We start from the raw sequence: 14,498 nt of genomic DNA, 5'->3' as shown, positions 1-14,498 counted from the left end.
AAGCTAGCTGACAGCAGGACTGTTCCGTCTTTTTGTTTTCCGCGGAAATTTCCGGCAGGAAAACCCGGATTTTTTTGCACAGATATATTGCAGTTTTCGGCGCAATCTCCTATACTTTTAGTGTATGTCCCGTCCGGGCAGAAGCATAAAGCAGTCGCTCCTGTGAAGAATAAAACTGACCCTTTTTGCGGTCAGTTTTAATTCGGAAAGCCAAAGGAGAATCAGAATGATGAAACGATATGCGGCATTGCTTCTCACAGCGGCGCTGGTCACTTCTCTCACAGCCTGTAACTGGGATAAGAATATGGATTCCAGCAGTTCCGGGGAGCTGTCGTCCTCATCGTCGGGCAGCGGCATGGAACGCTCTATGCCCATGAACGGCGATCAGCTTCTGGAAAACCGTTCCCTCCAGTCGATTATTGAGGATATTCAGGCGGAGTTTGAAACCGGCGGCATCTATCAGCCCGGGCAGGTGACCGATACAGTTCTTTGGGACCGATATGGGCTTACCACCGATCAGGTGGCGGATTATTACGGCTATTATTCCACCGCGGATGGATATTCGGATAATCTGCTGGCTGTCGAAGCCAAACCCGGTCAGATTGACTCGGTGAAAAAAACACTGGAAAAGTATCGGGAAGATCTGATGACTGCCATGGAAAAAAGCGGGATTGGCTATGCCTATGACCGTGCCAAGAATATGCAGATTATCACCCGGGGTAATTACGCCTTTCTGGTGGCGGTGAACAGCCTGGAGGCGGATTCCACCACGGTTCCGCTCTTTGACAGCGAAAACAAGCTGGTCACCGAGATCATCAACAAATCCTTTGCCTGATCAGGGCAGGGCCGCTGTATGGCGGCCTACATAGCAAAAATTCTCGAGAGGTTTTAGAAAGAATGGTTTTCAGCAGTATTCTGTTTCTCTTCCGGTTTATGCCGGCAGCCTTTGCCATCTACTATCTGGTTCCCAAGCGGTTCAAGAATTTCACCCTGCTCGTCCTGAGCCTGATTTTCTATTCCTGGGGTGAAGCAAAGTACTTCCCGGTCATGATCGCATCCATTGTGGTGGACTATACCGCCTCCGGTCTGATCGAATCCCATCGGGATAATAAACTGATCTGTCGGTTGGGACTGATCTATTCCGTAGTGTTCAATCTTGGTATGCTGGGATTCTTCAAGTACACCAACTTCTTTGTGGGCAATCTCAATGCGCTGTTTGGTCTCAGCCTTCCCACCATCAGCTTTGTATTGCCGCTGGGTATCAGCTTCTATACCTTCCAGACCATGTCCTATACCATTGATGTGTATCTGGGCAAGGTCAAGGCAGAACGCAATATCATCGACTTCGGCGCCTTTGTGGTGCTGTTCCCCCAGCTCATTGCCGGTCCCATCGTGCGGTATACCGACATCAACCGGGAGCTCAAGGAGCGGCAGATCAACCTGCCCCAGATCCAGGACGGCATCAAGCTGTTTATTCTGGGCCTGGGCAGCAAGGTGCTCATTGCCAACAATGTGGGCGCCCTCTGGACCGAGATCGAAGCCATCGGCGCCGGGGAAGGATTCCTTTCCATCTCCACACCGCTGGCCTGGATGGCGGTATTTGCCTACTCGCTGCAGATCTACTTCGATTTCAGCGGCTATTCCCTTATGGCCATCGGCCTCGGCAAGATGCTGGGCTTCGAATTCCCCAAAAACTTCGACTTCCCCTACATCTCCCGCAGCTTTACGGAGTTCTGGCGGCGTTGGCACATGACCCTAGGCTCCTGGTTCCGGGAGTATCTGTATATTCCCCTGGGCGGCAACCGCGTCAGCAAGTCCCGGCTCTATTTCAACCTCTTTGTGGTGTGGGCAGCCACCGGCTTCTGGCATGGCGCCAGCTGGAATTTTATATTTTGGGGCCTGTTCTTCTTCGTCTTTCTGGTGATCGAACGCATGGGCTTTAAACAGGTCCTGGAGCGCCACAGCGCCTTTTCCCATGTGTATGTAATCTTCTTCCTGCTGCTGAGCTGGGCGCTCTTTGCCGTCACCGACCTCGGCATGCTGGGGGATCTCTTCACCCGGATGTTCGTACCGGTGGGCGGTGTGGACTGGATCTACTACCTGCGCAACTATATTGTGGTCTTTATTCTGGGAACGGTGCTTTCCACCCCGGCCCTCAAGGGGCTTTATCTGCGCCTGGAGAAGAACAATGTCTTCTGTCTGGTCTTCTTCGGCGCCATCTTCCTGGCCTCCACTGCCTATCTGGTGGACGCCACCTACAACCCGTTCCTGTACTTCCGGTTCTGATGAAGGAGGCCTGACCCATGAAACAAGTAAAACAACTGCTCCGGTATCCGGTGGTCCTGGTCTTTTTCCTGTTCCTGTTCGGGTACACACTCTTTGACCTGACCCAGACAGACCGGGAATATTCGGAATTTGAAAACAAGTACCTGGCCCAGAAGCCGCCTTTCACCATGAAGGCGTTCCTGAACAACGAATGGACCCAGGACTATGAGGAGTACATCAACGACCAGTTTGTACTCCGGGACGACTGGATCACACTGAAATCGGTCTGTGAGTCGATGCTCCTGAAGATCGAGAACAACGGCATCGCCTATGGCGAGGACGGCTATATGTTTGAGAAGTTCACCACCCTTTCCGGGGACCAGCGGGCCCAGTATGACCGCAACCTCGGCTATGCGATGACCTTCCTGAACAACCACCAGAATGACAATGTGACCTTTGCCATTATTCCCAATGCCTATGCCATCATGCCTGAGAAGCTCCCCGCGGGGCTGGAGCAGATCGACCAGCTCGGGCTGATCCAGGAAGCCTATGCCCAGGCACCGGAGAGCGCCGGGATTGTGGACTTCTCCGGGACGCTCACCGAGCACAAGGACGAGTATATCTACTACCGCACCGACCATCACTGGACCACACTGGGCGCCTATTATGCCTATGCCCAGCTGATGCAGCAGCTGGGACAGGAGCCGGTGGCTCTCTCCGGGCTGGACGGCAAGACGGTGGAAAACTTCTACGGCACCTATTTCAGCAAGGCCAAGAAGTTTGATGCCCAGGCGGATACCATCACCTATTACGAGATCCCGGACGCCGGTGTGACCATCGACGGCAAGGAACAGGACGGTTATTACGACTTCTCGAAGTTTGAGGTGCGGGATAAGTATGCCGCCTTCCTCCGGGGCAACAACGGCTATACTGTCATCAAGAGCGGTGTGCGCACCGTAGAGGAGGAACAGGAGCCCAGCCGGATTCTGATCATCAAGGATTCCTATGCCAACAGCTTTGCGCCCTTCCTGCTCTGCAATTATGATGAGGTGCACATTGTGGATCCGCGGTATCTGGCAGGATCGCTGAGCCAGCTGATCAATGAGGGCGGCTTTGATGAGATCCTCCTGATGTACAATTTCTCCAATCTGGTGACCGATACCAATCTCTACAAGCTGGGTTATTAACCCTCAGAACAGGCTCTTTCCCGATGGGGGAGAGGGCCTGTTTTTTTGTTTTCTCCGACGGTTCGACAAAGGTTTTGCCAAAGCTGTGTTATGCTGTCAGGCGGAGCGGTTATTTGCATTTCTGCACAAAATCCGAAGAATTTCCCACAATTTTGCCCAATCAAAGCAAAACCATCCGAAAAAATCTTGGAAATAGTTCTAATTTATGCGAGAAGGCATTTACTTTTAAGTTCCAATATTTTATAATTCAAAAGAAATACGCGCAAAGCCAAACTTGAACACAGGAGGCAGCAGGGAATGGTACTCGAAAAGGTCAAGACAATTATTGCAGATACACTCAACTGCGAGGAGAGCGAGATCACCCTCACTTCGAATATCACCGAGGACTTTGGTGCAGATTCGCTGGAGATGGTGGAACTGGCTATGGCGCTGGAAGATGCATTCGGCATCTCCATTGCCGAGGAGGAATATGCTTCGCTGCGTACAGTCGAGGATATTGTAGACTTCATCGAAAGCAAATAAAAAGCAACTGGAAGGTCTGCCGCTTTATCGGCGGCAGACCTTGTTTTGTCGCTTTAGCTTTGAATTTCAAATATTTTGACGAAATCTTCCGGCCCTGCCGGAAGTGGAAAGGCGGAATACGCATGAAACTTGCAGAGATCCGGGAACTGATGGAAACATTTGACGGTATGAACATCTGCCGTCTGGAACTGGAGGACGGTGCGTTCTCTCTGGTACTGTCCAAGGAACACACCCCCGCACAGCCCCCGCATCGGGAAGAGCCTTCCCGCCGCCGGGAGCCGGAACTGCGTCCCATGCCTCCGGTGGAGGCGGAAGCTGCTGCTGAGCTGACCCCGGCTGTGCCTGAGACTCCGGCGCCTGCCGTGACCGAAGGGGAGGCAGTGACTGCCCCGGTGGTAGGAGTGTTCTACTCCGCATCGGCACCGGGCGCGGCTCCCTTTGTGAAGGTCGGGGACCGGGTACAGAAGGGTCAGACCCTCTGCATCGTGGAAGCCATGAAGATGATGAACGAGATCACAGCGGACTTTGACGGCATTGTCACCGAGATCGCCCCCAAGGACGGCGACCTGGTGGAATACGGCGCACCGCTCTGCTATCTCAAGAGGGTCTGATATGTTCCGCAGAATACTGATCGCCAACCGCGGCGAAATCGCGGTACGAATCATCCGTGCCTGCAAGGAGATGGGCATTGAAACAGTGGCGGTTTACTCCACTGCCGACAGTTCCTCCCTGCATGTGCATCTGGCAGATATGGCGGTGTGCATCGGCCCGGCTGCCAGTGCCCAGAGCTATCTCAATGTGCAGAATATCCTCAGTGCCGCCACCCGTCTGGGGTGTGACGCCATCCATCCCGGCTATGGCTTCCTCTCGGAAAACTCCGAGTTTGCCCGCCTGGTGGAGCAGTGCGGCATGGTGTTCATCGGCCCGGATGCCGATGTCATCGACAGGATGGGGGATAAGGCAGCCGCCCGGGAACTGATGCAGAAAGCCGGCGTACCGGTGGTGCCCGGTTCCGATGGCCTGGTGCCGGATGCCGCTGCCGCCCGGGAAATTGCTGACCGCATCGGCTATCCGGTGCTCATCAAGGCCACAGCCGGCGGCGGCGGACGGGGAATGCGCCGGGTCTATGCCCCTGAGGAGCTGGAAAATGCTTTTGCCACCGCATCGGCAGAGGCCCAGTCCTGCTTCGGGGACGGCTCGGTCTATGTGGAAAAGCTGATCCTCGATCCCAAGCACATTGAGTTCCAGATCCTGGCGGATAAGCAGGGTCATGTGGTGCATCTGGGCGAGCGGGACTGCTCGGTGCAGCGCCGCAACCAGAAGATGATCGAGGAATCCCCGTCCCGTGCCCTGACCCCGGAACTCCGGGAGAAGATGGGACAGGCGGCGGTACTGGCGGCAAAGGCTGCCGGTTACCACAGTGCCGGCACCATTGAGTTTGTGCTGGACAAGGACGGGAACTTCTACTTCATTGAGATGAACACCCGCATCCAGGTGGAGCATCCCGTCACCGAGATGGTGACCGGCATCGACCTGATCAAGGAGCAGATCCGCATTGCGGCGGGCCAGGAGCTCCCCTTCACCCAGGAGGAGATCCATCTCACCGGTCATGCCATTGAGTGCCGCATCAACGCTGAAAACCCCCGGGAGGACTTCCGTCCCTGTCCGGGACGCATTGAGGGACTGTTCCTGCCTGGCGGCATGGGTGTCCGGGTGGATTCGGCAGTCTATCAGGGCTATGCCATCCCGCCTTACTACGATTCGATGGTTGCCAAGGTCATTGTCCACGGCGACACCCGCCTGGAGGCCATCCGCCGGATGCGCCGGGCGCTGGAGGAGTTCATCGTGGAGGGTGTGGACACCAATACCGAACTGCAATATCTGATCCTCCACCACGAGGAATTTGTCCGCGGACAGTTTACCACCTCGTTTGTGGAGCGACATTTGAGTGAGCTGATGAGATGATGGAAACAAAGGATATGTTTGCCCGGCGCCGGGAAAAGATCGATCTTTTCAAGGCGTTCCGGAACAAGAAGGTCACCGTGCAGGAGAAATCAGTCCCCGATGACCTGTATACCAAATGCCCGTCCTGTGGGCAGCCGATCCTCTCCCGGAAGTACCGGGAACTGCTGCGGGTCTGCCCGCACTGCGGCGCCCATGGCGTACTGGGTGTCCGGGACCGGCTGACTGCCACCGTGGATGAGGGCAGCTTCCGGGAGCTGTTCGGCAATGTGCGCTCCCGGGACCCGCTGGACTTCCCCGGCTATGCCGAGAAACTCTCGGCTCTGGAACAGAAGACCGGCCTGCGGGAAGCGGTCATTACCGGCACTGCGCGGATCGGCGGCTACCGTACCGCCCTGGCTGTCATGGACAGCCGGTTCATCATGGGCAGCATGAGCAGCGCCGTGGGAGAGAAGATCACCCGGCTGGCGGAATATGCCGCCAAGAAGAAACTGCCGCTCATTATTTTCTGTGCCTCGGGCGGCGCCCGGATGCAGGAGGGGATCTATTCCCTGATGCAGATGGCAAAGACTTCGGCAGCCATCGGGCGGCTGGGAGAGGCGGGCTGTCTTTATATCAGCGTGCTGACCAATCCCACCACCGGCGGCGTGACAGCGTCCTTTGCCTCGCTGGGAGATATTATCCTGGCAGAGCCAAAGGCGCTCATCGGGTTTGCCGGCCCGAGAGTGATCGAACAGACCATCAAGCAGAAGCTGCCCGAGGGATTCCAGCGGGCGGAATTTCTGCAGGAATGCGGCTTTGTGGATGAGGTCGTGCCCCGGAGTGAAATGCGTGGGGTGCTGATCCGTCTGCTGCGGCTGCACAGCGGGGAGGTGCGCAGAAATGGCTGATACACAGCGCAGTGCCTATGAGCGGGTGCAGCTGGCCCGTTCCAAGGACCGGCCCAATATTCAGGACTATATCGACCACCTGTTCACCGACTTCTTTGAGCAGCGGGGCGACCGTGCCAGCATGGACGATGGTTCCATTGTGGGCGGCATTGCCATGCTGGGGGACCGTCCGGTGACAGTGATCGGTCACCGCAAGGGCAAGACCCTGGAGGAGAATGTCCGCTGCAACTTCGGCATGCCTCAGCCCGAGGGCTATCGCAAGGCCATGCGGCTGATGCGGCAGGCAGAGAAGTTCGGACGCCCGGTGATCACCTTTGTGGACACCCCTGGTGCCTATCCCGGTCTGGAGGCGGAGCGCCACGGACAGGGCGAGGCCATTGCCCAGAGCATCATGCTCATGAGCAGCCTGACTGTGCCGGTGATTACGCTGGTCACCGGAGAGGGCAGCAGCGGCGGCGCGCTGGCGATTTCGGTTGCCAACAGCCTCTGGATGCTGGAAAACGCCGTATACAGCGTGCTCTCGCCTGAAGGCTTTGCGGCGATCCTCTGGAAGGACGGCAGCCGGGCCGCAGACGCAGCCGAGCTGATGAAGCTCACCGCCCAGGAGCTGGCTGCCTGCGGCGTGGCAGATCGGGTGATCCCCGAGCCGGAGCATGGCTTTACCGGGGACTGCACCGCCTTCTACCGGGATCTGCGGGAGCAGCTGATCGAAGAGGTCGAGCTTCTCAGCAGCCGGAGCGGCGCCGCCCTCAGCAGCGAGCGATATAAAAAATTCAGGGCCATCGGCGACTGCCGGTCCTGAGATTTGGAAAGGATTGCGATATGAAGATCTTGGCAATGGGCAAATGTGTGCCCCGGCAGATCCTGGACAATGAAGCGCTGTCCCACATGGTGGAAACCAACGATGAATGGATCACCAGCCGTACCGGAATCCGGCAGCGGCGCATTGCAAAGGACGAAACTGTGGTGTCCATGGCGGCAGAGGCAGCCCGGCAGGCCATGGAGCGTGCCGGTACCCGCCCCGAGGAAATCGGTCTGGTGCTGGTGTGCACCTTCACTCCGGATCTGGCGACACCGTCGGTGGCCTGCCTGGTACAGCGGGAACTGGGGCTCCCCCAGGAGATCCTGGCCTATGACCTCAACGCCGCCTGCAGCGGGTTCATCTATGGCCTTGTGACCGCCGAGGCGCTGCTCTCCGGCATGGAGCCGGGGAAGAAGGCGCTGATCATCGGGGCAGAGGTGATCTCCCGGACGGTGGATTATACCGACCGGGGCACCTGTATTCTGTTTGGGGACGGAGCCGGGGCGGCAGTGGCAGTGGCTTCCGAGGACAAGCTCACCGCCGACTGGGGCGCCTCCGGAGACCGTGAGGTGCTCTCTGCCGGACAGCTGCTCCCGGACGGCAGCCGCACGCCGCTGGCGATGAACGGCAAGGAGGTATTCCGGTTTGCTGTGAGCACGGTGCCCAAGAGCATCACCCGGCTGCTGGAAAAGGCCGGTGTACCGCTTTCGGACGTGGATCACATCGTCTGCCATCAGGCAAACCACCGCATTGTGGAGGGCATCGCCAAGCATCTGCACACCGATCTCTCCCGTTTTTATGAGAATATAGAATTTTACGGCAATACATCAGCCGCCAGCATTCCCATCGCACTCTGCGATATGCAGGAGCAGGAGCTTCTGCACCGGGGTGAACGCATGGTGCTGGCTGGCTTCGGCAGCGGGCTCACCTGGGGTTCGGTGCTGATGAACTGGTAGGAGGAACCCCTATGGATATTCGTGACATCATCAAAACCAAATACCCCATCATTCAGGGCGGTATGGCAAACATCGCCACCGGTGAGTTTGCGGCAGCCATCTCCAATGCGGGCGGCCTGGGACTCATCGCCGCCGGCGGCATGAAGCCCGATCAGCTCCGGGAGAACATCGACCGGGCCCGGGAACTCACCGACAAGCCCTTCGGCGTCAACATCATGCTGATGCATCCGCAGGTGGACGAGCTCATGGAGATCGTCATCGAGAAGAAAGTCCCGGTTGTGACCACCGGCGCCGGCAATCCCGGCAAGTATGTTCCGGCTCTCAAGGAGGCGGGCATCAAGGTGATGCCGGTGGTGGCAAGCGTGGCTCTGGCCCAGCGCATGGAGCGGCTGGGTGTGGATGCCGTCATCGCTGAGGGCACCGAATCGGGCGGACATGTGGGCGAAATGACCACCATGGCGCTGGTACCCCAGGTTGTGGACGGCGTGTCCATTCCGGTGGTGGCAGCGGGCGGCATTGCCAGCGGACGCCAGATGCTGGCAGCCTATGCCCTGGGTGCCTGCGGCGTCCAGGTGGGTACCTGCCTGCTGGTATCGGAGGAATGCCCGGTACACCAGAACTACAAGCAGGCAGTGCTGGATGCTTCGGACAGCGATACCATTGTCACCGGACGCATCGGCGGTACTCCGGTACGGGTGCTCAAGAACCGTATGGCACGGGAATATGTCCGTCAGGAGCGGGCCGGCGCCACCAAGGAGGAGCTGGAGGTCTATACTCTGGGCTCTCTGCGCAAGGCCGTATTTGACGGCAATGTCAAGGAGGGTTCGCTGATGGCAGGACAGGTAGCGGGTCAGCTTCATGAGATCCGCCCGGCTGCTGTGATCCTCGAGGAAATGTATACATCGTTCTGTCAGCTCAAAAAAGATCTTGCAAAGGATTGTGACTGAATATGAAAATTCGTGACCGAGAACTTTCGATCCCCATTATCCAGGGCGGTATGGGCGTAGGTATTTCCCTGTCCGGCCTGGCAGGCGCAGTGGCTGCCTGCGGCGGTATGGGTGTGATCTCCGCTGCCCATCCCGGCTACCGTGACCCTGATTTCTATCGCGACCCCTTGAATGTCAACCGCCGCTGCCTGAAGGAAGAGATCGCCAAAGCCAAGGAGATCGCCAAGGGCTGCGGTCTGGTGGGCGTGAATGTGATGGTGGCAGTACAGCACTATGCGGACTATGTCCGGGCTGCCATTGAAGGCGGCGCTGATGCCATTATCTCCGGAGCGGGGCTTCCCACCGAACTGCCCCAGATTGCCGGGGACAGCAAGGTGCTGCTGGCTCCCATCGTATCCAGCGGACGGGCTGCCCGGGTGATCTGCCGGGCCTGGGAGCGGCATGGAAACCGCCTGCCCGACTTTGTGGTAGTGGAGGGAAGCCGTGCCGGCGGGCACCTGGGCTTCTCTGCTGAGGAACTGGCGGACGGCTCTGCCAAGCCGCTGGATGAGATCGTATCCGATGTGGTCGAAACCCTCCGCCCCTATGAGGAGAAGTGCGGACGGAAGATCCCGGTCTTTCCGGCGGGCGGCGTCTATGACGGCGCTGACATTGCCCGGCTGGAGAAGCTCGGGGCAGCGGGGGCGCAGATTGCCACCCGGTTCATTGCCACCGAGGAGTGCGACGCCGCACCGGCCTACAAGCAGGCCATGGTGGACGCAAAGGAAGAGGACGTGCGGATCATCAAGAGCCCGGTGGGCATGCCCGGACGGGCGCTGTTCAGTCCGCTGATCCGGAAGGTGGCGGAACTGGGACGGATCGCTCCCAGCCGGTGCCTGCAGTGTCTGCGCACCTGCAACCCCGCCGACACGCCGTACTGCATTACCCAGGCGCTCATTGATGCTGCCAAGGGAGACTGGGAAAACGGACTCTTTTTCTGCGGCGCGAATGTGGGCCGTATTGACCGGATCACCACCGTCCGGGAACTCATGGACGAGCTGGTGACCGAATGGAGGAACAACCGATGAAACTTGCGTTTGTATATGCCGGACAGGGCAGTCAGTTTGCGGGGATGGGGAAGGATCTCTATGAGAACTATCCCGCAGCCCGGGCTGTCTTTGATCAGTTCCCGGCGGATTTCGACCTCAGGACCACCTGTTTTGAGGACCCGGAGGGTCTGCTGAACCAGACCCGTTATACCCAGCCCTGCATGCTGGCAGTGGCAATGGCGATCACCGATATTCTGGCGGAGAACGGCATCACTCCGGAGATGACTGCCGGACTGAGCCTGGGCGAATACAGCGCCCTGTACTGTGCCGGTGTTCTGGACCGGCAGACCGCCGCGGAGCTCATCACCTTCCGGGGACAGGCCATGCAGAAGGCCTCTGAGGGCGTGGAAAGCGGCATGACCGCTATTCTCGGACTGGACCGGGAGCTGGTGCAGAAGGCCTGCGATCAGGCTCAGGCCGAGGGTTCGGTCTGCCCGGCGAACTTCAACTGCCCCGGACAGATCGTCATCGGCGGCGAACGCCGGGCGGTGGACGCGGCGGCACAGAATGCCCTGCTGCTGGGCGCCCGCAAGGCAGTCCCGCTGACGGTAAGCGGTCCGTTCCACACCTTCTTCATGCAGCCGGCAGGCGATGCCCTGCGGGAGCGCTTCAAGAGCGTTTCCTTCGGTGAGATGAAGATCCCGGTGGTCTTCAACTGCCTGGGACGGGAGAAGACTGCCGAGGAATCCATTCCCGAGCTGCTGGAGCGTCAGGTGCAGAGCCCGGTTTACTTCTGGGACAGCATTGAATATATGCGTGCTCAGGGCGTGGATACCATCGTGGAGATCGGCCCGGGCAAGGTGCTTTCGGGCTTTATCAAGAAGATCGACAAATCCATCAAGACCTATGCCGTTCAGGACTGCGACAGTCTTGCCGCGGCAATTTCCGCACTGAAAGGAGCCATGCAGAATGTTTGATCTCACAGGAAAGACCGCAGTGGTCACCGGCGGAAGCCGGGGTATCGGACGGGCCATCTGTCTCAAGCTGGCAGGGCAGGGCGCCAACATTGTGCTGAACTTTGCCGGCAATGAGGCTGCTGCCGAGGAGACCCGTTCCCAGTGCGAGGCGCTGGGGGTCAAGGCTTTGGCTGTCAAGGGCGATGTGGCAGACGCGGAAGCCTGCAATGCCCTCATCGAAAAGGCTGTGTCTGAATTCGGCGGGGTGGACATTCTGGTGTGCAACGCCGGCGTCACCCGGGATAATCTGCTCATGCGCATGAGCGATGAGGAGTTCCAGAAGGTCATCGACACCAACCTGAAGGGCACCTTCCACTGCATGCGGGCGGCCATCCGTCCCATGATGAAGAAGCGTCGGGGCCGGATCATTTCGATCAGCAGTGTGGTGGGCCTGATGGGCAATGCCGGTCAGATCAACTATGCCGCCAGCAAGGCCGGTGTCATCGGCATGACCAAGTCGCTGGCCCGGGAGGTTGCCAGCCGGCACATCACTGTCAATGCTGTGGCGCCGGGCTTCATCAAGACCGATATGACCGCCGTTCTCAGCGACAGCGTCAAGGAGGGAATCCTCCATGGCATTCCGCTGGGCGAACTGGGCGAGGCAGAGGATGTAGCCAATGCGGTGCTGTATCTGGCATCGGACGAGGCAGCCTACATCACAGGACAGGTTATCAGCGTGGACGGCGGCATGGCAATGTAACGCCGCTGCCGGAACGATAAGGAGCAGGGAGAATATGAAAAGACGAGTCGTCATCACAGGCATGGGTGCGGTCAGCCCCATCGGAAATACAGCGGAGGAGATGTGGCAGTCGGCCCGGGAAGGCCGCTGCGGCATCGGTCCCATCACTCATTTTGATACCACCAACCACAAGGTCAAGCTGGCAGGTGAAGTAAAGGATCTGGACTTTACACCCTATCTGGACAAGAAGGAACTGCGCCGGATGGACCTGTTCAGCCAGTATGCCATGGTAGCAGCCATTCAGGCCTGGCGGGACAGCGGCCTGGACTACGAGAAGATCGATCCCACCCGGTTCGGCGTGGACATCTCCTCGGGCATCGGCGGCATCAATACCATCGAAACCGAATACGAACGGGGCCGGGAGAAGGGCTTTGACCGTGTATCGCCCTTCTTTGTGCCCATGGACATCAGCAACCTGGCAGCGGGCAATGTGGCAATCAAGCTGGGTGCCAAGGGTATGTGCACCTGCGTGGTGACTGCCTGTGCCGGCGGCAGTAATGCCATCGGCGACGCCTTCCGCATGATCCGGGACGGCTATCAGGAACTGATGCTCGCCGGCGGCAGTGAGGCGGCGGTTACCAAGCTGGCAATCGGCGGCTTCACCTCCATGAAGGCGCTGTGCGAGAGCGATGATCCCACCCGGGCTTCCATTCCCTTTGATGCGGAGCGCAGCGGCTTTGTCATGGGCGAGGGCGCTGGTGTGCTGATGCTGGAGGAGTATGAGCACGCCCGCGCCAGAGGCGCAAAGATCTACGCTGAGATCGTGGGCTACGGCGCCACCTGTGATGCCTATCACATCACCTCTCCGGCTCCCGGCGGCGAAGGCGGCGCCCGGGCCATGGTGGAGGCAGTGAAGGATGCCGGCATCCAGCCGGAGGACATCGACTACATCAACGCCCATGGCACCTCCACTTCCCTCAACGACAAGTTCGAAACAGCGGCAGTGAAGGCGGCCTTCGGTGACCATGCCTACAAGCTGGCAATGAGCTCCACCAAGTCGATGACCGGTCATCTGCTGGGTGCGGCAGGTGCCATCGAGGCGATCATCACCGCCCGGGCACTTCAGGACGGCTTTATTCCGGCTACCATCAACTACCGTACCCCTGACCCGGAATGCGATCTGGACATCGTGCCCAACGAGGGCCGGAAGGCAGAACTGCGGTATGCCATGTCCAATTCCCTGGGCTTCGGCGGACACAACGCCAGCCTGGTGCTGAAAAAGTATGAGGAGGAGAAGTAACCATGGAACTCAATTCCAATCAGATCCAGGAGATCATTCCCCATCGGTATCCGTTCCTGCTGGTGGACCGCATCACCGATTTTGAGCCCGGCAAGTGGGCCAAGGGCATCAAGTGCGTATCGGTCAATGAGATGCAGTTCTGCGGTCACTTCCCCCAGGAGCATGTCATGCCCGGTGTGCTGATCATCGAGGCGCTGGCTCAGGTGGGCGCCATTGCCATCCTGTCGCTGGAGGAGAACAAGGGCAAGATCGCCTACTTCGGCGGCATCAAGAATGCCAAGTTCAAGCGCCAGGTCAAGCCCGGCGATGTGCTGACCCTGGAAACCACCATGACCCGTACCTTCGGCAAGGTGGGTATCGGTACTGCTGTTGCCAAGGTGGGCGATGAGATTGCCGCCACAGCGGAACTCACCTTCGCCATCGGCTGATCCAGTCTAAGAATAGAAAAAACTCCGGACCACAACAGTGGTTCCGGAGTTTTTTGTTATGCTTCGGGGTTGGGCTGGGGTTTCCAGAGGAAGAGCCCCTCAGAGGCTGCCAGCTGTCCAAGAAGCTGCCGCAGCCGGAGATCCGGGTCATAGACGCTCAGATAGAGGTCGTCCCCATTGAGGATCACCATGGCCCGTCCCTGATCGACCAGGATATTGAGGTAGTCTTTCCGGCTGCCGGTGCATTTTTCCACCAGCCGCTCCAGCCGTTTGGGGGAGGGATTCTCCTCCCATTTCGGCCCGTAGCTCGCGGTGAATTCACAGTAACAGCTCAGCTTGAGCAGAAGACGCAGGAATTTGCGGTACAGCCGCTTGTATTCCCGCTGGGAGGAGAACCATTTCTCCACCTTCCAGTAGTGTCTGCCACGGCTGGCGGGCACCGGTCCGGGCAGATAGTCGATCACATAGACCGGGCCTTCAATGAGCCGGTCAAGCTCTGCAAAATAGTCCATATTG

Annotated in this window: 16 protein-coding genes; 15 read left to right on the top strand and 1 reads right to left on the bottom strand. The window is 58.5% G+C overall.

Annotation, left to right across the window (positions count from 1 at the left end; all coding sequences use genetic code 11):
- Window positions 1-226: 226 nt before the first annotated feature.
- From H9X81_RS07370 to fabZ, 15 genes are all read left to right on the top strand, one after another.
- On the top strand, window positions 227-835 hold the full coding sequence (locus H9X81_RS07370) for a DUF4358 domain-containing protein (protein WP_204720945.1): 609 nt from the start codon (window positions 227-229) through the stop codon (window positions 833-835).
- A gap of 62 nt (window positions 836-897) precedes the next feature.
- Window positions 898-2,286, top strand: coding sequence for an MBOAT family O-acyltransferase (locus H9X81_RS07365; protein ID WP_204720943.1), 1,389 nt, complete (start codon window positions 898-900; stop codon window positions 2,284-2,286).
- Between the two features lie 17 nt (window positions 2,287-2,303).
- Window positions 2,304-3,452 (top strand): DHHW family protein, encoded by a 1,149-nt coding sequence (locus tag H9X81_RS07360; RefSeq protein ID WP_204720941.1) that lies wholly within the window; start codon window positions 2,304-2,306, stop codon window positions 3,450-3,452.
- A 297-nt stretch (window positions 3,453-3,749) separates the two neighbouring features.
- A complete protein-coding gene (acpP, locus tag H9X81_RS07355) occupies window positions 3,750-3,974 on the top strand; it encodes an acyl carrier protein (protein WP_177502466.1) in 225 nt (74 codons plus the stop codon).
- Window positions 3,975-4,096: 122 nt separating this feature from the next.
- Window positions 4,097-4,585: an acetyl-CoA carboxylase biotin carboxyl carrier protein gene (gene accB / locus H9X81_RS07350; RefSeq protein ID WP_177502465.1), complete on the top strand. Its 489-nt coding sequence runs from the start codon at window positions 4,097-4,099 to the stop codon at window positions 4,583-4,585.
- Window position 4,586: 1 nt separating this feature from the next.
- Entirely contained in the window at window positions 4,587-5,939 is a 1,353-nt protein-coding gene (locus H9X81_RS07345) for an acetyl-CoA carboxylase biotin carboxylase subunit (RefSeq protein ID WP_191391848.1), read from the top strand.
- Complete coding sequence (accD, locus tag H9X81_RS07340; RefSeq protein WP_191391849.1) at window positions 5,936-6,826, top strand: acetyl-CoA carboxylase, carboxyltransferase subunit beta; 891 nt, start codon at window positions 5,936-5,938, stop codon at window positions 6,824-6,826. Before H9X81_RS07345 ends, accD begins: the two co-directional genes overlap by 4 nt.
- Window positions 6,819-7,628: an acetyl-CoA carboxylase carboxyltransferase subunit alpha gene (locus H9X81_RS07335; RefSeq protein WP_177503907.1), complete on the top strand. Its 810-nt coding sequence runs from the start codon at window positions 6,819-6,821 to the stop codon at window positions 7,626-7,628. The genes accD and H9X81_RS07335 overlap by 8 nt, the downstream gene beginning before the upstream one ends.
- Before the next feature lie 20 nt (window positions 7,629-7,648).
- Window positions 7,649-8,584 carry a beta-ketoacyl-ACP synthase III gene (locus tag H9X81_RS07330; protein WP_204720939.1) on the top strand — a complete coding sequence of 312 codons (936 nt, stop codon included), beginning with the start codon at window positions 7,649-7,651 and terminating at the stop codon, window positions 8,582-8,584.
- A gap of 11 nt (window positions 8,585-8,595) precedes the next feature.
- A complete protein-coding gene (locus H9X81_RS07325; protein WP_191391851.1) occupies window positions 8,596-9,531 on the top strand; it encodes a DUF561 domain-containing protein in 936 nt (311 codons plus the stop codon).
- Between the two features lie 2 nt (window positions 9,532-9,533).
- The gene (locus H9X81_RS07320) at window positions 9,534-10,598 is read left to right on the top strand and encodes an NAD(P)H-dependent flavin oxidoreductase (RefSeq protein WP_177503913.1); all 1,065 of its coding nucleotides are present in this window, start codon (window positions 9,534-9,536) and stop codon (window positions 10,596-10,598) included.
- Window positions 10,595-11,536 carry an ACP S-malonyltransferase gene (gene fabD, locus H9X81_RS07315; protein WP_204720937.1) on the top strand — a complete coding sequence of 314 codons (942 nt, stop codon included), beginning with the start codon at window positions 10,595-10,597 and terminating at the stop codon, window positions 11,534-11,536. The genes H9X81_RS07320 and fabD overlap by 4 nt, the downstream gene beginning before the upstream one ends.
- Complete coding sequence (gene fabG, locus H9X81_RS07310; RefSeq protein WP_204720935.1) at window positions 11,529-12,275, top strand: 3-oxoacyl-[acyl-carrier-protein] reductase; 747 nt, start codon at window positions 11,529-11,531, stop codon at window positions 12,273-12,275. Before fabD ends, fabG begins: the two co-directional genes overlap by 8 nt.
- Before the next feature lie 34 nt (window positions 12,276-12,309).
- A complete protein-coding gene (fabF, locus tag H9X81_RS07305) occupies window positions 12,310-13,554 on the top strand; it encodes a beta-ketoacyl-ACP synthase II (protein WP_204720933.1) in 1,245 nt (414 codons plus the stop codon).
- 2 nt (window positions 13,555-13,556) lie between these two features.
- Window positions 13,557-13,982 (top strand): 3-hydroxyacyl-ACP dehydratase FabZ, encoded by a 426-nt coding sequence (fabZ, locus tag H9X81_RS07300; RefSeq protein ID WP_191391856.1) that lies wholly within the window; start codon window positions 13,557-13,559, stop codon window positions 13,980-13,982.
- A gap of 56 nt (window positions 13,983-14,038) precedes the next feature.
- Here fabZ and H9X81_RS07295 read toward each other — a convergent pair whose 3' ends face one another.
- Window positions 14,039-14,494 (bottom strand): hypothetical protein, encoded by a 456-nt coding sequence (locus tag H9X81_RS07295; protein ID WP_204720931.1) that lies wholly within the window; start codon window positions 14,492-14,494, stop codon window positions 14,039-14,041.
- Between the last annotated feature and the right edge of the window lie 4 nt (window positions 14,495-14,498).

The sequence above is a fragment of the Hydrogenoanaerobacterium saccharovorans genome (assembly GCF_016901815.1).
Lineage (GTDB): Bacteria > Bacillota > Clostridia > Oscillospirales > Ruminococcaceae > Avimicrobium > Avimicrobium caecorum.
This window is presented reverse-complemented; position numbering and strand designations above follow the sequence as displayed.